This window comes from Bacillus sp. ISL-78 (assembly GCF_018613455.1).
Lineage (GTDB): Bacteria > Bacillota > Bacilli > Bacillales > DSM-1321 > Peribacillus > Peribacillus frigoritolerans.
This window is the reverse complement of the sequence record NZ_JAGGQC010000028.1, coordinates 56,931-75,043: the sequence shown is the minus strand read 5'-3', so window position 1 is coordinate 75,043 and position 18,113 is coordinate 56,931. Positions and strand designations below refer to the sequence as shown.

Annotated in this window: 11 protein-coding genes and 3 pseudogenes; 7 read left to right on the top strand and 7 right to left on the bottom strand. The window is 36.5% G+C overall.

Annotated features, from left to right (window positions below):
* The 3 genes and pseudogenes from J7I96_RS24270 to J7I96_RS24260 form a co-directional block, all read left to right on the top strand.
* Nucleotides 1–182 (top strand): hypothetical protein (locus J7I96_RS24270; RefSeq protein WP_215048123.1); only part of this gene is annotated, 182 nt, incomplete at its 5' end.
* 938 nt (nucleotides 183–1,120) lie between these two features.
* Nucleotides 1,121–3,526: a M14 family metallopeptidase gene (locus J7I96_RS24265; RefSeq protein ID WP_214924061.1), complete on the top strand. Its 2,406-nt coding sequence runs from the start codon at nucleotides 1,121–1,123 to the stop codon at nucleotides 3,524–3,526.
* A gap of 224 nt (nucleotides 3,527–3,750) precedes the next feature.
* Nucleotides 3,751–3,999, top strand: a pseudogene (locus tag J7I96_RS24260) (tyrosine-type recombinase/integrase); the annotation flags it as partial.
* 422 nt (nucleotides 4,000–4,421) lie between these two features.
* Here J7I96_RS24260 and J7I96_RS24255 read toward each other — a convergent pair.
* Both J7I96_RS24255 and J7I96_RS24250 read right to left on the bottom strand, forming a co-directional pair.
* Nucleotides 4,422–5,240, bottom strand: a complete 819-nt coding sequence (locus tag J7I96_RS24255) for an ABC transporter ATP-binding protein (RefSeq protein ID WP_214773884.1) — start codon at nucleotides 5,238–5,240, stop codon at nucleotides 4,422–4,424.
* 427 nt (nucleotides 5,241–5,667) lie between these two features.
* Nucleotides 5,668–7,719 carry a helix-turn-helix domain-containing protein gene (locus J7I96_RS24250; RefSeq protein WP_214924063.1) on the bottom strand — a complete coding sequence of 684 codons (2,052 nt, stop codon included), beginning with the start codon at nucleotides 7,717–7,719 and terminating at the stop codon, nucleotides 5,668–5,670.
* A gap of 136 nt (nucleotides 7,720–7,855) precedes the next feature.
* Here J7I96_RS24250 and J7I96_RS24245 point away from each other — a divergent pair, with 136 nt between their 5' ends.
* Together J7I96_RS24245 and J7I96_RS24240 are read left to right on the top strand one after the other, a co-directional pair.
* On the top strand, nucleotides 7,856–9,085 hold the full coding sequence (locus J7I96_RS24245; protein ID WP_214773886.1) for an MFS transporter: 1,230 nt from the start codon (nucleotides 7,856–7,858) through the stop codon (nucleotides 9,083–9,085).
* Nucleotides 9,086–9,097: 12 nt separating this feature from the next.
* Nucleotides 9,098–10,552, top strand: coding sequence for a M20 family metallopeptidase (locus tag J7I96_RS24240; protein WP_251025431.1), 1,455 nt, complete (start codon nucleotides 9,098–9,100; stop codon nucleotides 10,550–10,552).
* A gap of 775 nt (nucleotides 10,553–11,327) precedes the next feature.
* Here J7I96_RS24240 and J7I96_RS24235 read toward each other — a convergent pair.
* From J7I96_RS24235 to J7I96_RS28920, 4 genes and pseudogenes are all read right to left on the bottom strand, one after another.
* Complete coding sequence (locus tag J7I96_RS24235; protein ID WP_214773888.1) at nucleotides 11,328–13,022, bottom strand: PPC domain-containing protein; 1,695 nt, start codon at nucleotides 13,020–13,022, stop codon at nucleotides 11,328–11,330.
* A 180-nt stretch (nucleotides 13,023–13,202) separates the two neighbouring features.
* Nucleotides 13,203–13,745 (bottom strand): coiled-coil domain-containing protein, encoded by a 543-nt coding sequence (locus tag J7I96_RS24230; RefSeq protein WP_214773889.1) that lies wholly within the window; start codon nucleotides 13,743–13,745, stop codon nucleotides 13,203–13,205.
* Nucleotides 13,742–13,921 carry a hypothetical protein gene (locus tag J7I96_RS24225; protein ID WP_214924065.1) on the bottom strand — a complete coding sequence of 60 codons (180 nt, stop codon included), beginning with the start codon at nucleotides 13,919–13,921 and terminating at the stop codon, nucleotides 13,742–13,744. The genes J7I96_RS24230 and J7I96_RS24225 overlap by 4 nt, the downstream gene beginning before the upstream one ends.
* Before the next feature lie 209 nt (nucleotides 13,922–14,130).
* Nucleotides 14,131–14,363: pseudogene (locus J7I96_RS28920) on the bottom strand (flagellin); the annotation flags it as partial.
* 283 nt (nucleotides 14,364–14,646) lie between these two features.
* Between J7I96_RS28920 and J7I96_RS24215 the strand changes: the two are divergent.
* Nucleotides 14,647–14,895: a hypothetical protein gene (locus J7I96_RS24215; RefSeq protein WP_214773892.1), complete on the top strand. Its 249-nt coding sequence runs from the start codon at nucleotides 14,647–14,649 to the stop codon at nucleotides 14,893–14,895.
* 492 nt (nucleotides 14,896–15,387) lie between these two features.
* Nucleotides 15,388–15,714: pseudogene (locus J7I96_RS24210) on the top strand (IS110 family transposase); the annotation flags it as partial.
* Between the two features lie 155 nt (nucleotides 15,715–15,869).
* Here the strand turns inward: J7I96_RS24210 and J7I96_RS24205 are convergent.
* Entirely contained in the window at nucleotides 15,870–17,621 is a 1,752-nt protein-coding gene (locus tag J7I96_RS24205; protein ID WP_214773894.1) for an AAA family ATPase, read from the bottom strand.
* Nucleotides 17,622–18,113 lie beyond the last annotated feature (492 nt).

The window sequence follows — 18,113 nt, the reverse complement described above, 5'->3', positions numbered from 1 at the left end:
TTGTGGTTGATTTCCCCTCCAGATGCTCGCTTTCCTTGGTGCGGGCGGTGAGCCTCCTCGGCGTAAACGCCTGTGGGGTCTCACCTGTCCCGTTGCTCCCGCAGGAGTCTCGCACTTCCGCTCCAATCAACCTTAAATGGTTTCGTTTTAAAAACAACAATCTTTACGAAAAGAGCCTCTAAAAAAAACAACCGCTTAAGGCGTTGATCCTCAGGCAAGTTGGACCATGCCTGGTTCGCCTCCTCTTCCAGTGAACTTTCAATCTTTCTCTGGATCACCATCGCTTGATAATAATAAAAAAGAGAATATATGGTAATCTACTAGAGTTCAATAGATTCTCATGCATTCTCATGTAATAGACTATATTCGGTTTTTTAATAGCAGATTCTGCTTCTGTGCGGTTGTTACTTGCTTGTAGCACTTTTACCATAGTAATAGCCACCATTTCCATGGTTGCAATTTTTACGGTCAATTGCTGAATGTGATTTTTTACTATGAGATTTTTATTTATGGCGGCAGTTTTTGCAGACTTTGATGGTTTGGTTTGTTTCAGTTTTGTGCGGGTAGAGAAGCTTTACTCCTGTTCTTTCACACAGTGGGCATGTCCCTCTGCCATTTGAAGGCAAGTGGCTGATTGATTTTCCTCGGTTTCTTTTTGCCATTCCCCATCATTCCTATTCATAATAATTCTTGTTTCTTTATTAAATGTTGGACTGGCACAAAGGTTGATAGGCATTTGATGGTTTTTAACAATAGAGCCGCAATTCACATGGAATATATTACAACTTTCCTTTTACAAAATTAAACAAACAGCAACAATATTAAACAATATTAAACAATTAAAACAGTTGATTACCAATATACAGTTTATAGGAATTATAATGAAATAAAATCCAGTAATTTTGTACTCCTAAAATTACTGGATTTCGTGTGGCGCAGTACTTTTTAAATAGGAAAAACAGTCTAAAATTCAATCTTCTAAAATAAAGTATTATATTTTCTCAATAAAATTTTTGTAGAGCGGATTTTTAACTGCCCCTGATTTTACGACAAGATATTAAGTACATTCAACTTACAATAAGCTTGTATTAAAATTTTTAGCATTTTGGGGGTGCAGTTTTTGACAAAACAGAAAAAGCAGAAATGGAAAAGGAATTTAGTGGTGATGACTGCCATAACCGGACTAGGGTTCTCTACATTTTATACAGGCCTAAGTATTCCGGTTGCAGCGGTCGAACAACCTGACCAGCCGATTCCTAAGAAAGAATCGGTCTCAATTGTTCAACTTGTCGTACCAAATGATAAGGCAAAGGACAAGCTTCTTGAGCTTGGAATTGACCTTACCCACAGAATCGAAGCACACGACGGAGTCTATGAAGTGGATGCCGTTGTCACACCAACAGAAATTGCCATGTTAAAGACCTTTGGCATCAATGTAAAAGAGACCCTGATCACCGAAAATCAATGGAGGACACGCGTGGCAGAGCGGCAATCTACTGTCCAGCTGCAAGCCAGTCTGGCAGCTTCCGAGGATACACTTAAAGTCCTTAGGGCAAACCATTTTACAAATCAATCAGGCACCTTCCTATATCTCGAAGTAAAATCAAGCGCCGGTGCGGCTGCTAGCACAGCACTTAAAGCAACTTGGACCGAGAACGGTGAGGAAAAATCTGCTACGCTTTCTAGATTGGTAGATTACGGTGAATATTTATATCACTATTTGCTTTTACCAGTTAGCGCCATTCCTTCATCCGTTAAAATTGAAAGTAATCTTGGAGGAACAGCTACGAGCACCATTACTGAATGGTTAGGGAAAGAGCCGAAACATCCAAAAACAGATTATGTTACGGATTTTGTTGACCACTATATGGCACCAAATGAATTATATGAACGTGCCGAAAAACTTTCAAAAGAATTCCCTAACTTGGTAGAAATCATTGATATGCCAAATAAAACAAATGGTTACAGACGTCTTGCCCAAGCAACTATCGGCGGCACGACCAATCTCGCAGTTGTTGTTTCCTCAAAAGCATGGGGACATGAAGGCGGGAATGATGTATCGGTAGAATTCAAGAATCCGGAAACCAATAATGCACCACTAAAAGTGACTGTGGATGGTACCAAGATTTTTGTGGATTTAGCTACTGATTCGTCAGGAAAGGCAACAAGTACTGCCGCACAAGTGGTTAAAGCACTGAATGAGAATGCTAGCCAACTTGTCACTGCGACTACATACCGCGGTAATACTGGTGCTGGTGTTGTCGCACCAACCACAAATGCTGCGATATTAACTGACGGCTTGAAAGCTGGGGCAGACGTTTCCCGTGATCCTTTCACAGTAAAAGCGATCCGAATCGGCAAGCATCGTGACGGTTCTAAACCAGGTGTTCTTGGATATGCTCAGGAGCATGCCCGTGAATGGGTGACCCCACTCGTAACAATCGAAACGGCGGAAAGACTACTGCGAAACTATAGTCAAGATAGTGAGACAAGAAAGCTTGTTGATAATCTTGATATATTCCTTGTACCTTCAGTAAACCCTGATGGTGCTAATTACAGCTTAAATGATTACAATATGCAACGTAAAGATATGACCAATCACTGTGGTCCCACTGCCTCTGATCCCGGGTACCGTAATAATTGGGGAGTTGACCTTAACCGCAACCATTCTGTTGGTTCCGTTTTTGATGGCTATATTGGCGGAGGTACAAGTTGCACGGGAGATACTTACGCTGGACCAGCTGAAAATTCTGAGCCTGAAGGAAGAAACCTTGTCTGGCTTGCCGACAAAAACCCAAATATTAAGTTTGCAATGAATATTCATAGTTATGGCGGCTACTTCATGTGGTCCCCTGGTGCTTACGATTCAAAACGTACAACACTGCCACGCCCATCAGCTGGTGAAGAAGCGTTTTACTGGGCAGCTTCTGATAACATCTTAAATGATATTCAAGACCACCGCGGAACGGTCATTCTACCTAGTCGTACAGGTCCAATTCCTGACGTACTATACTCTGCTGCAGGTAACTCTGCGGACTACCTATGGTATGAAAAGGGGATTTATGCCTGGAACTTCGAAGTAGGGGCAGATTTATGGAATAAGGATACAAAAAGATGGCAGGCAGTTGGATTCCAGCCAGCCTTTGCAGAAGGTCATGAAGAAGCAATGGAATTTGCCAATGGGTTGATTGGCTTAATGAAAGTAGCCTACAACAGTGCAAAAGACCATCAGCCGCCTTCCTCAAAAGCTACACCTGGAAACGGTAAATACACAGGTCCGGTTGATGTTAAGATTGAAACAAGTGAGCCAGCCACGATTTATTATACGCTTGACGGCAGCCGCCCAACCTTCCAATCAGCTAAAATTAAATTAAGCGGCACCCGTGAATTTGCAGAAACATTAAAAATTGAAAAGACTACAACCATCAATTATTTCACTGTGGACGCCGCAGGAAACATTGAGAAAAACTACAATCCACTTAGTAATGGGAAAAACTATAATTCTGTAACGCTTACAATAAAATAACAGTTTGCAAGGGGTTGGCCTTACGGGGTCAACTCCTTTTTCATTGGTACATTTGAACTGATAGACTTTCTATTATATTGGGCCTTCTTTTTATATTTCAGCCTCTATAAAATCAACAAGTACAAATTATCGCACTTTTTAACTGTAATTATATAGAAATACCCTGGTTGCCAAATTTTTAAAACAGGCTCCTTCTTGAGAGAATGGGCATCCACAATGAAGAAAAAGTTATTGAGACCCGGCTAAAAAGACTTCTAAAAAAGCAGAAATAGAAAAGAACATTACTCCACACTCATTTAGACATTCGCAAACTTCATTATTGATTGAAACTGGAGTCGGCATTAAAGAAATACAACAGCGACTTGGACATACAGATATTAATACTACAATGAATATCTATGCTTACATGAGCCAATATGGAAGAAAAGGCCTCCCAACAGTTTAGCAAATTCATGAAAGACCTTCTCCTATAGTTAGCTTTTTTGTCACAGGTTGCCGTGTTTTAAAAAAAACGAGGACAAGAATAGCATATTATCATTCTAGACGTTGATATAACAAGGTTTTAACCGCTTATTACATCATGACGCCCATATTTCCACTAATTTGTAACATGTTTAACGTAAGTTAACACATGCTAACTAACCCGCGTGATTATGCGTTTTTTATGACTTTTAATGTAACAGCTTTAACTCAATTTAATGGAGTAACACAGGGGGACGTCTCCCTTATAGAGACACCTACCATTCTACATATTAGGATATATTAAGATGCCCTAACGAATTATTATGCCTTACTAAATCAAGTTATTTAATTAGGCCTCCATGGAAATGAGTCTATATTCACCTTGTAGTTTTACCATTACGAATGCTTAACTTTACTCTTCAGCATACTAGGTTTATTTTTTCTCAGAAAATAACAGGGATTTAATCCGGATCCAGGGACGCTCATTCTCCCATTCTACTTTGACTGGGACACAAAAGGTCTTTTCCAAAAATGATTCGGTTAATACGTCCCTTTTTTCTCCTTTACCCATAACGTTCCCCGAATGGATTAACATAGCATGGGTTATAGATGGTACGATTTCTTCAATATGATGTGTAACATATAAAATGGTTGGGCCGTTCGGTGCAGCAGTCATATCTTCAATAGATGCTAACAGCTTTTCTTTAGAGTAAATATCCAGTCCATTGCAAGGCTCATCTAAGATTAATAATTGCGGTGAAGACATGAGGGCCCTTGCAATCATTACTTTTCTTTTTTCACCTTGAGAGAGTGTGTGGATAAATTGGTTAGACAAAAATTTGATTCTGAATTGGTCAAGTAATGCTTTTGCTTTGTTTACATCATCCTCTGTAATTTCCTCATATAATCCAATTGAAGCAAATTTTCCGCTTAAAACTACTTCAAGTGCTGTATCATTTGGGCGTGACTGATATTCCTGATCTAATGAGGAACTGACCCAGCCGATGGATTTCCGCAGTTCAGGAATATTCGTTTTTCCAAAAAGATTTCCTAAAACGGACACTTCACCACTATTCGGCCATTGATAACCTGTAATCATTTTTAAAAGAGATGTTTTCCCTGATCCATTTAGACCTAGAAGTGCCCAATGTTCCCCTTTTTTGACCTCCCATGAGACCCCATTCAATAACAGCTTTCCATTTCGCTTCCAGATAATATTTTTAAGTGAAATGATGCTTTTCGTTCGACTCACTTTTTCTCCTCCTTAAGGTATTAAAGCCTTTTACAAACGGTTTTCCCCATGTACAAAATTTTTAAAGTGTTTGCTTGGTCCCTTGCTACGTTAGTAGACAAGAACCAATGTCCCCTAGCAATCAGGGTTAGGGGGAAAACAATTTAACTGAATAATGTAATTATACCGACATTTTAACATTTTAATATATAGGTTCTATCTTATAGAGCTCCAATTTGTAGCAGATAAGTAGATTAGTGATTCTTCAAAAGTCTTGTTGGCTACAGCAGAGACAGTAAAAGGAGAACTATTTACAATGATCGAAGTTTGCAGAATTGCAAGGTATTACCCGCCATAATTCAAGTAACACTTTACCCCGTTTGCTGCAAAAGCGAAAGTTCTCTTAACTGCACAGCTTAACAAACTGTTAATGGCAATATTGCGGTAGTCAGGTTAGTGAGACGATTGAATTTCTTAAATAACATGCAAGTTGAACTTTTAAAATGTCTTCTGGATTTGAAAAGGAGATTTGAAGCTTTTCTTCAATCCTTTTTAGCCTTTGATATAAAGTATTAACATGGATATGCAAATTTTTGGCTGTTTGTGTAGCTTGACGGTCGTTCTCCATATAGGCAAGCAGGGTTTGTTCTAAATCCAAAGTACCGTCTTTTTCAGATTGGAGGGGATTAAAAACTTCATTTACAAAAGAGTTCAAGTCATCAATGGGTTGGTGAATAAAAAGATGATTTATGCCAATATCCTGATAATTCATGATACTTTTAAGCTGCCTCGAGATCAAAAAAGAAAGGGCTTTATCCGCTTCAGAGTAACTTTTTGCTATATTATTCATACTTGGATAGCAGGTACCCATCCCTATTTTTAGCGATTCTTCATGCACATTAATCCAGTTGGAATGAATAAGCGCTAATTTCCTTTTAACATAATCTTGATCTGCAAAGTTATTAAATTGGCATACCAAGTTCACTTTATTTCCATAACCAAAAACGATTGAAACAAATATTCCTAAATGCTTTTTAATTTGGGCAATAAGTTTGTGCATTTGCATATTAACAAAATGGAAATCTGCATGTGGATGTAGGTGAATTACGATTGCCATATAATAGGGATGATCATTAATTCTAAGCTCAATGGCCTTCTTTCGTATCAGGTTATATTCTTGGCTCTGAATAAAATCATTAAATAGATCATTTGTTTTTTGATAAAAAGAATCCACTAATGTTTGTTTTCTGATAATCTCTAATGCAATTACTGAGCTTGCCTGTTCAATAATCATTTTGTTTAAAGGAAAAAGGTCATCTTCCTCCATTTCTACGGCCATTATTCCAATGGGTACATCGATAGCAATAATAGGGTGAATATACAATGACTGACTATTATAAGACTCAGTAAAAAAAGATTGAGTTGGTAATTTTGTATTTATCTTTATCAGCTCTGAAGGAAGCTCCACTTTCCATGGGGTTGGACTTGAATATAATTGATCATCTGTTAAGTCTACTATCATTAATGGATGGTTTATCATCTTTTTTATTTCATTTGCGATTTTTTGTAAACCTTTACTTTGAAGAGACAGTTTTATTAAAGAATTGTGTATGGTATCTCGTTGAATTAAAAGGTCATTTTGTTTTTTTAGATTTTGGTATAGATTCGAATTTCTTAAGACAATAGAAACCTGATCGGAAAAACTTTCTAACAGTTGTTGATCATCTTTCGTTAAAAGCGGATAAGTACCATTTTGGTAGACGATCAAAACACATAAAGTACTCTCCTCAACCTTTATTGGCACTGAAATAATGGATTGTAAATCATCAAATTGGACAGAGTTATACAAATGAAAAAGATTACCTGGTGAAATATTAGAGGATTCTGAGAGAATTCCCTCTATATTTGTAAGAATAAAAGATTTATTATCTTTAAAGGTTTTCCCGATAATTCCCTCCCCAACCCTCATTCTCATTTTTCCAATTTCTTCATTAGGACCGCCTGTCCATGCTTTAGGAAAAAGCACGTCTAAGCTTGGTTCGTATATCCATAGAACACCCATATTAGCTACAGGTATAACAGATAAGGCATTTTCTAATATTTTTTTTAACAAGTCATCTAAATCTTCGTGTACGGATATATCACGGATGCTCTCCATCATTTTGTTCCTGATATATTTTTCTCTATCTAGCATGACTTGCAAGTAATGTAAATCAATTATCGGTTTAATTTTTTGCTTGCTGTCAATTTTTAATACGGATGATTTGCTTAGCCTGAGGACTATAGTTGTATGATTGGCATAATGATAGTAAATATCGGTGTAATTTTCATGGGTGTGAATATTTTCACTTGAAAATCTTTCTGGTATGGGTGTTTCTTTGTCAAAATGATGAGATAAAACCAATGAAAAATCTAATCCTTTTAGGCTTTGCCACAGCTGAAAATGTGAAAGGCAACAGTCTCCCACTAAAAATTGTTTGATTTTCATCAATGTTTCCACTTTATACATCCTCCATAGGAATATGTAGACCTCCACATAGTTTATGTAATTATTATATAGAATCAAACATTGTTTGAATAGTTAGAATTTTTATATAATAATACAGAATTCAACTAATTTCGCTAGGAGGAATTATATGGTATCTAAATTGTCGCAGAACTGGAAGTATGTCATTATCATCTTGTTATTTTTAGGATGGTCAATCGGAAACTTTGATCGATTTTTTATGAATTATGCGATTTTAGGTATTTCAGAGGATCTACATTTAAGTGCCTCCCAGACTGGAATTGTTTTAAGCAGCTTTTTTGCGGGTTATGCCTTAATGCAAATTCCCGGTGGGTGGCTCGCAGATCGGTTTGGTTTCCGAAAAATCATTATCATGGCTGTTTTTGCTTGGTCCGTCTTCACGATTTTGTCGGGAATGGCGTGGTCCTTCATGTCCTTAATCCTCATTCGATTTCTTTTTGGACTTGGGGAAGGCAGCTTTTTTCCATCTGCGTCAAAAGGTATTGCGAGTTGGTTTCCACAAAATGAACGTAGCCGTGCCATGTCCTTCATGCTCACTTCTGGGACAATTATGGGGGTAATAACACCAATAATAGGTACCCAGTCCATGCAAAGTATCGGTTGGAGAACAATCTTTTATATTGCGGGTGCCATTGGTATTATATTTGCCTTCCTCTATGTATTTTTCATAAAAGAGCGGAAAGATTCAACTGTAGGAAAAAGTGAAAACCCTTCAAAAAATAAAGCACCCTTAAGAGAAGTTTTAAAAACTCCGATTATCTGGAATTTGTTCATCGCCTATTTTGCCATTTATGCTGTGCAATGGGGATTAATGGCGTGGATGCCAACTTATTTAGTAGCGGAACGCCATCTCGACTTAACATCAGTCGGGTATATTTCAGCTATTCCAGCGTTTGCAGGAATTATTGCAATGATTGTAAGCGGCTATATTTTGGATAAATTACCTGAAGGGAAAGATAAGGTAATTGCAGCTGTATTTGCAGTATTAACGGCGGTTTTTCTATATTTAATGGCTTATGCACCAAATATAGCAATGTTTGCTGTCTATCAGAGTGTTGTTACTGTATTCATGTCGTTTAATATTATTCTGATCATCTCAGCTCCATTAAAAATGCTGTCTGAAGAGGTTGTAGGTACCGCAAATGGGTTCATTAATACTGGAGCCCAATTCGCTGGGGTTCTTACTCCGATGTTAATAGGATTTTTAGTCGACGCTTTTGACGGTTCTTATACAGTTGCTTTTATAATGCTGATTATGTTTGCTCTATTGTGTGCGGGATCTTTATTTTTAATTCGCACGAAGAATGAGGTTCCTTCTTTCGAAAATAATGCAATTTAGGAGATGGAAAAATTGACTACTCTATCAGAAAAAATTACAAATTTAATAGATAATAAACGCACAAAGTTTACACAGCTAAGTGATCAAATATGGGAGTTTGCAGAAACCAGATTTGAGGAATTCCGTTCAGCTGATTTGCTTAGCGAAGCAATGGAAAAAGAAGGGTTTGCTGTAAAAAAGGGAATAGCTAGTCTTGAAACAGGTTTTATCGCCTCATATGGATCTGGTCATCCGGTCATTGCGATTCTCGGGGAATATGATGCCTTGGCAGGGCTAAGTCAACAAGCACGCAGCAGTATATCTAAGCCCATTATTAAAAATGGAAATGGCCATGGCTGTGGACATAATTTGCTGGGAGTAGGTTCCTTAGCAGCAGCTATTGCGGTTAAGGATTATTTGATGGAAAATAAGCTTGGTGGAACCGTAAAATATTTTGGCTGTCCAGCAGAAGAAAGTGGATACGGGAAAACCTTTATGGCAAGAGACGGTCTTTTTAAAGATGTTGACGCTGCCCTCTCATGGCATCCTTCAACAATGAATGCTGTCATGAACTCCACTGCCAATGCGGTCATCCATGCACACTTTAAATTTAAAGGGAGAAGTGCCCATGCCGCTGCATCACCACATTTAGGAAGAAGTGCTTTAGATGCAGTCGAACTAATGAATGTTGGAGTCAATTATTTGAGAGAACACATGATTGATGAAGCTCGAATTCATTATGCTGTGACCAATACAGGAGGATTGGCTCCAAACGTCGTTCAGGCTGAGGCGGAAGTGACATACTTAATCCGTGCACCGAAACCAGATCAGGTAAAAGAGCTTTATGACAGGGTAGTTAACTGTTCCCGCGGTGCGGCACTTATGACGCAAACGAAGGTTGATTTCGAAATTCAAGGTTCCTGCCATAATTTAATTCCTAATATGACCCTTGAAAAAGTGATGCACCATTATATGCAGGAAATAGGAGCTCCTCTTGCTACTGAACAGGATATAAACTATGCAAAAACAATCTATGATACGTTGAATGACGAGGAGAAGCGTGCGGCAGCTTTACAAGTTGGGAAACAAGGAGCTTCTCAATTAGCAGAACGACCTATTGCCGACTTTATCGTTCCTTTTTCAGAAAAAGAAACATTTATGGGAGGGTCTACAGATGTTGCCGATGTTAGCTGGAATGTTCCAACCGCACAATGTGTTACTTCCACCTGGGCATTTGGAACACCCTTTCATACTTGGCAGGCCGTCGCGCAAGGTAAAGAAAGCTACGCCCATGACGCCATGTTATTAGCTGGAAAAGCAATGGCATGTACCGCTATTTCAGCTCTTGAAAACCCAGAATTACTTGATAATGCTAAAAAAGAATTAGCTGAAAGACTCGACGGGGAAACTTATACAACCCTAATTCCAAAAGACCTTACCCCTCCGAAAAATAAACAAAAGGATATCAAACAAAAATTGTTTAATTGATAGTTTGATCAATGAAAAATAAAAATATCATTTAGATGCATTACGGGAACCATAAGTAAAGGTGTTGCTTGTAAAAATAAATAAGCCTACTCGAGAGTGATCTCGAATAGGCTTATTCCAAATTAAATTAAATGACTAAAATAATGGTTTCCCACTATTCGCCCCCTATTAATTCAATTCATGTTATTTAGATTTTTTATAGTGGGTAATCTATGTAGTCTTTGCTATCTCCACCGTAAAATATTGTGAAATTTGAATTTATTCAATATATTTAAATCTACTCTTTTGAAGAATTTTCATAAGAATATATAGACCTCACATCATAGTTTGAGATTTATCGAGTTTATATAAGATAAATTATAGGAAGTTAATAGCACATAAAAAAATCCGTCTCAAAATGACAAGTAATCTTTTTGTAGTGAGACAGAATAAAAAAATTCAAGAAACGTACACAATTAAAAATACCATTTCACATAACGTTCACACTTGTTCATTTGTATTATATAGGTACTCCTTATTTTGATATCTGAATACGATTGTCCAGGACCAGTCGCATTCAGAAAAAAACATCTAAGCTTAATCCCTTTGAGGTTTTTTTATTGATCTCATTGCAACGAGTATTCTTATGTTTTGAGACGAAAAAAATGAGTTAATCCATAATTCCAATACAAATTTACCACCCTATTTAAGAATGACTAATTCCCTTCTTTATACTAAAAAGACGGCACTCAATTTGAGTGCCGCCCCCTTTTCTTTAATTATACTGTGTAAACTCTTATTCTGCCTTGAATGTTTTCTTCACTTTGTCGCTTTCATTCATTCCAGGGCGTGTCACTGTTACATAAGCAGAACCTGAGCCCTTACCTAACTGCTTAACCGTGATGGTTGCAGAGGAAGAATTGGATGTTTTACTAGATAGATACTTCCCGGAGGATGAATAGAGTTTTACAACATCGCTTTTTTTCAATCCCTTGACTATTACTGTATCTGACTTACCCTTATTATTCTTAATCGTAATATTGGAAGCGCTTGGCTTAGGTGTCTTCGGTTCTGCTTTAAACGATACCTTTACTCTAGAACTCTCAAGCATTCCGCTTTTGGTGTTTGACACATAGATAAAACCGGCATTCTTTCCTAATTGTTTGATACTAAAAGTTGTAGAGGAACCTGAAGCTGGTTTAGATGTAGCAAATATCTTTCCTTTCGAATCGAACAACTTCACTACATCACCTTTAGCCAGAGCACTCACTTTCACGCTATCTGATTTGCCTACATAATTTGTTATTTGTACCGACTTACTGCTAATAGACGGCGTTTGAACTTTTACAGCCAGTTGGTATTTATTATTACCAGTGTTTCTATAATCATCCACCGATATATAGTACCGCCCTGCAGGAAGGGAATACCTCATCGATTCTATACCTTTTGCAAACTGGTCATCCTTCGTATTAAAGGATCCCAATTCATCACCGTTTGAATTATAGAGGCTCATATCCCAACTAACAGATGGCTTCCTTCCCATCTCCAGAGATACACTTGATGGTTTTGATAGGGAAAACGTAAAATAATCAGTGTCACTGAAATCTTGGAGATTCCCATAATAGTTTTTGCCCACCCCAATACTGTTTGCCTGATGGGCGTTGTCATTGAATTCTTTTTCATAGGTAGTTGACTTTGCAAACTTCACGATAAAGGTATAAGGCTGGTAAGTTGAATTATAATGCCAATCGTTTCTAATATGGATTAAGTACTCTCCTTTAGGTAGCCCGACCGTCCGTTCCGTCGGTTTTGTGACGTTCGAAGAATCATCTGTCGTAAATTCACTAAGCACTTCACCCTCTAAAGTTAAAATACTCGTATTCCATTGGATACCAGTTTTTTGGCTCATATTGAGAGTGACAGCACCACTTTCAGGAAGGGTTAATCTATAATAATCCTCATCATCATATTTTTGAATTTCGCCTAAGTAAGGTGTATTTAGTTTAATTTTATTTGCTGTACTTGAACTATCGTTGAATTCGTATTCCATATTTGCATTTTCTGCAAAATTAACAGAAAAATAATAGATTTCGTTATAAGAATTCCAATCATCCATTATATGTACGTAATAAGTACCAGCTGGCAATCCTACTTTCCTTGCCGTCACACCCATGGCTTTAGAGCTGTTATCTGTTGCTCCATCTGTAAACACATATCCATTAGCGTCTAGGATTTCAAAACCCCATGAATATCCCGAATAGTTATTCATGTTAAAGGTGACCTGACCCGGTTTTGTCAGCGTGAATTTCCAATAATCTTCATAATCTCCATTTTCATTAATGATTGCCTGATTAACAGCATTTACATTAATCGGCTTTGCTGCTTGCAGGGAATCCTGTCCAACGTTTGCTGAAACCTTCAAGGCTCCGCTAACCAAGATGAGACATAGCACCCCCAAAAAAGCACTGGCTGCCATTAAGTATTTTTTCATTGTTAAATTCCTCCTATGACATTTTTACTAGAATATTATTCTACCATGTTTCACAAATAATCTTACCAATTTTTTTATCTATTGGAATTTTTTTATCTAGATGTCAATCGTACTTAAGCTTTTGATTCCTCTACGTAAAGAACGGTTGAGACAAAAAAGGAATTTTACTAATTCAGATTCTTATTTTTGTATTTCTTCTGTTGATGGTGTATCTGCTTTATCTATAGTGATATCTATTGCATCCACTTCTTCTTTAGTCATTGGTTCAGCAGATTCAGTTTTATTTTTCACTTTTTCAACCTCTTTACCATGTTTCTCCACTTCTTTATTAGCCTTTTCAATTTCTTTTTCCAGCTCAGCGACTAATTTATCAGCTTGCTTAGCCTTTTCTTCCGCATATTTTAGTTTAGCATTCAAGTTTTTAATTGTATTGTTAGCTGTAGCAAGCTCTTTAACCTTTGCATCATATTCTGCTGTTTTGATAGCCGACTGATCCTTAGTGGCCTGGTGGTTAGCTGTTTCAGTGTTTAATTTGGTTTCTAAGGCTGCGATTTGCTTACTTAAATCTGACATTTGATTATTCAGTTCAGTAATTTTATTGTTTAGAGCTACTTTTTGAGCTTCTAGATCAGCCTTTTGTTTCTGTAGATCAGCATTTTCACCTTCTAGATTAGCGATAGAAGCATTTGCTAATCCAATTTCATGATTAGCATTAGCTCTCAAAGAATTGATCTTCTCTTTAAATGTACCAATTGTACTAATCGATCTTCAAAATCTTTAACATCCTTTGTAGCGCCATCTAGAATAGGAGATCCTGTGAAGGTTAATCCTAAGCCCACTAATCCAACTGTAGAACCTCCGATGATAATTCCTGCAATTTCACTTGAAAATAAACCCATTTTAAATTTCCCCCTGTTAGTTATGTTTTTTTATGGTTAAGTTTTCACCAGTTTTTTAAATAATTTAGAAGCGCAAAAAAAAGACCATGACAGTTAATCACAGGTCCTTGTTATCTATAATATTTAATTTTCACAGGAGCCCTTACCTCCTTAAAAGATAACACAAAAATGCTGGTAGGATAACCACCAGGCCTTTAATTGTATAGATATTAACGTAGTAATTGAAGATCTCCCCTGCGGTTGCTGGTTTGTGCGCGAGCATTGCTTGAGCAGCTTGAGATAGAATAGAATTCTTAGTTTGCTCAACCATGATCTTGGCCATATCGGTGTCACGAATACGTGATTCTGCAGCTGTTAGATTCTCAGAAGAAGTGCTCAAGTTATTGATAGTGTGCTCTAAACGGTTTTGGTTCGCACCTAATTTAGAACGTTCTGCGGATACTGTTGTAAGCACATTTTCAATCGCTTTGATTGAATCAGATTCAGATTTTTGATCAGAGATATTGATACCTTTTGTAGCATCAGCAACTAATGTAGTTGAAGTTGTTGTATCCCCACCTACAGTAGCAGCTTGTGTAAGATCTCCACCAGCTTTTGCAGTAGCAACTACTGTACCCTTTTCTTGAACTGTTAATTGCATCTAATACATCTTGTTGTTTAGCTGTAATTTCTCCTTTAGAAGTAGCATCAGCACCAGCAGCTTGTGCTAGAGAGGAGGAACTTTTATGACAGAGAAAAAAATTAAGTGTTTTATTAAAGGTTTAGGACTTATTCTTCTAGTAAGTTATGTTTCACAAGGCGGAGTTACATTAGGGATGCCTGAAGATTTCATTCAAAATACCCTTACAATGGTTAGCGATGTAGTTCGTGACCATTATGCATTTGTAGGTTTACGCCTATTAGACAAAAGAGATAAAAAACCACCAAATAAGCCGACTCGATGTGTCGGCATTCCACTTGAAGGGGGAGAATGAATGCAAATTGACGAAGTTGCTCCAATGAAACACTGTTCTTTAGCGCGAGCTATTAACCGAGCACCATCTTGATCGATAAGCTAGACCCTTAATTCTGCATATAGTTCACTTTCTCAAAGCGGCTACCACCCAATTTATATTGGGTGGTTTTGGTTTTTAACAACAAAAAAAGCTCTCATAAGAGGACCCCTAAAAAACTTTATAAAGTAAATGTTCCAGACAATGCTTCATTGAGTAGATCTGTTTGGACGAGCTGGATAAACTTCTTTCGCTGTTCTTCCATAATCACCAGTAATTCCGCTTCTGTGGCGCAATTCAACTGAGGTAAGTACTCTATATTAATCTCCCGATGATTGGGCTCAACATTTAAATAATCAATACTCCACGTTTTTTCACGATGTACGACTCTTTCAGCAGCAGCCATAATAGCATATAAACTATATAAGCCTTCAAAGTATTTAGGGGCCCCGCTTAATAACAAGCGAAGCTATGTTATTAATTATCGTTAACCCACTCATTTCTTATCGTGCGAAGAGCTCTAGTTTACGGAAAGTAAAGACAGATTTAATCGATGCACGTCACCTCTGCGAGCTGTACTATAAAGAGGATTTAGAGCCTTATAAAAAACGAGGGATACAACTCTTAAATCTTCGTAATCTTTCAAGACAACATGCAAATATAACAGGTATCTATGTACAAACAAAACTACAGTTTCAAGCTGTTCTTGATCAAGTTTCCCCTGAATATAGAGGGGTTTATGGAGACTTATATTCGGTTTTTTCTTTGCTTACTTTATTAGAATTTCCTACTTCTGAAGACAATGGCGAATACGCAGGCAGTGAAACTTATGGCTGCCTTTATACTTGAAAATAATTCAATACATAAAAAAGCGACGCCTTTTAATCATCACTAATTTGTATAGGCTCCAATTTATAAGAAATGTTAACACTTAGTCCTAAAAGTTATTATTAGACTTATAAAAGCTTCTCAAGATCTACATCATCACTTTCAATAGTCATTAGTTCCTTCTTATTTGGTTTTTGTAAGGATACAATACGACTTGATTGGAAGGAAGTTACTTTTTCATAAGTATTCCGAACGAAACGGCCATTACCGAACTGTTTATCTCTAGATTGATATTTTATTTGGAATAGTTCACTTAGTTTAAATAATGCCTCTTCTGTTGTTTCGTATTGACCATGTTTACACATTAATTTTAGTATTTCTATCATCTCATCTGGGGAATAATCTTTAAATTCTATATAGGTAGGAAATCTTGATTCTAAACCTGGGTTTGACGAAATAAATTCTTGCATATTGTCTGTATACCCGGCAACAATCACAATAAGATCATCTTTATAATCTTCCATTCTTTTTAATAAGACATCAATAGCTTGTTTACCAAAATCATTAGCTCCGCCCTCGGCTAATGCATAGGCTTCATCAATAAATAAAACGCCACCCAATGCGCTTTGTATTATTTTCTCAGTTTTTTCTTCTGTATCACCTATAAAACGGCCAATAAAACCAGCCCTATCCATTTCAATCATATGTCCTTTTGATAAAACTCCAAGAGAAGCATATATTCTTGCTATTAAGCGTGCAACCGTTGTTTTACCGGTTCCAGGATTTCCTGTAAACACTAGATGCCGGCTCCTAGGTTGAACTTTTAGCCCAGCTTTTTCACGTAATTGAGCTGCCTTAATTTCCTTAACTAGATTTCCCACTTCAGTTTTTACATCAGGTAAACCGATCATTTCCTCTAACTCGTCTATGGGGTCCGTCAGTAATGATGGATCTTTTTTTGTGCTATTAAGTTTTATATTAAACTGTTGGCTTGCATTACTATTATAATTGGCACTATTTAACACAGAGTTTTTAGCACTTTTAGGTTTGTAACTAAATTGATTTGTTCTACCAGTTGAATTTAAATGAGGTTCGTCTGATTTTAATGTTTTAATTAAACTTTTAAAGTTTATTGTAAGTGATAGGATATAGACTATTGTAACTAACAAAGAGAAAGTTAATAACCATTGATTCCCGTTCCAGTGATTAAAAGCTTGAAGTGAGTCAGAGTAGGTATAAATTACATCTCTTTTCTTATGTGCAAAATAAAAGGCATAAAATAATACGGAGGTTATCCCAGCCAAAAAGCTGTTTATTTTAGCTTTATTACCCTCATTATTAACAACATATTCTGAGGACTTCATAAGATATAAAAAAGCGAAGAAAAAGATAATAGCGGAAAATAAGTTCCAGTAACCAATTAACGTATAGTACTCTTCTAACCAATTAATTAAATTAAAACTTAAAGTAATGGAAAAGAAAAATGCCAAAATGAATGGTCTTACTAGATGACTAATCCTTTTATAGTCAACCATAAAGATAATAAAAGCAGTCGCTCCGGGAGCATATACTAATTCTCCAAATTGAATATTTGACATGGTTCGAAACATAATTAATGAATATCCAATTGATAAAGAAATAATAGCAGCATCTAATAGTTCTAAATAAGGTACCTTCTTAATAATGGATAATAGAATATAGGATATGAAAATAGATAACATGCCATTTAAAATATCTTGTGCAGGAGTAAATATATTTGGATAAAAATAAGGTAAACAAAATCTAAATTGCAACCCTATAAATAATGCTAAAAACCATGAAGGTGCATGATAAAAATCTCTAAGTCTTAATTTTTGTTTTATTGCTAACAGTGCGTTCATTCTTGTTTCCTCCTCTAGAAGTAAAGTTGTTATGTAATAGGGAAATAGGGAAAAAGGTTCTAATATTTATTTTTTCCAATTTAACTATAATTTAACACAGCTTATCTATCATAATACCCACTGATTTTTTTGACAATACTATATTAAAAGTCCTATATATAATGGTCTAGTATTTAAGGTTATCAATAACTAATGGGAATAGTTCTCAACAATTATATACCTTTCAATTCTGATCTCTCATAAACTTCTTAATTTTTAAAATCATATCTAAAACAAAAGCACCCAAGAATCATACTTAGGTCCTTTTGATAAAATAATTTTGAAGTAACAGTTCGGGTGGGGTTTGATTGACTATGGTCAATTGTGCTTGTCACGATGTATGTGGGCGAAACTACTTAATGCCGATCCATTTGATGAGATTCTGGACATAAACACCAACTTTAACTGATACTCCCTTATTTCTTCATCAAAGGGCAACCATTTTTTAATATA

Bases quoted from the DNA above. Each gene is read 5' to 3' on its own strand.
- J7I96_RS24225 (WP_214924065.1), bottom strand. From the start codon at position 13,921: ATGGGTTTATTTTCAAGTGAAATTGCAGGAATTATCATCGGAGGTTCT.
- J7I96_RS24235 (WP_214773888.1), bottom strand. From the start codon at position 13,022: ATGAAAAAATACTTAATGGCAGCCAGTGCTTTTTTGGGGGTGCTATGT.
- J7I96_RS24245 (WP_214773886.1), top strand. From the start codon at position 7,856: ATGGTATCTAAATTGTCGCAGAACTGGAAGTATGTCATTATCATCTTG.
- J7I96_RS24205 (WP_214773894.1), bottom strand. From the start codon at position 17,621: ATGAACGCACTGTTAGCAATAAAACAAAAATTAAGACTTAGAGATTTT.
- J7I96_RS24215 (WP_214773892.1), top strand. From the start codon at position 14,647: ATGACAGAGAAAAAAATTAAGTGTTTTATTAAAGGTTTAGGACTTATT.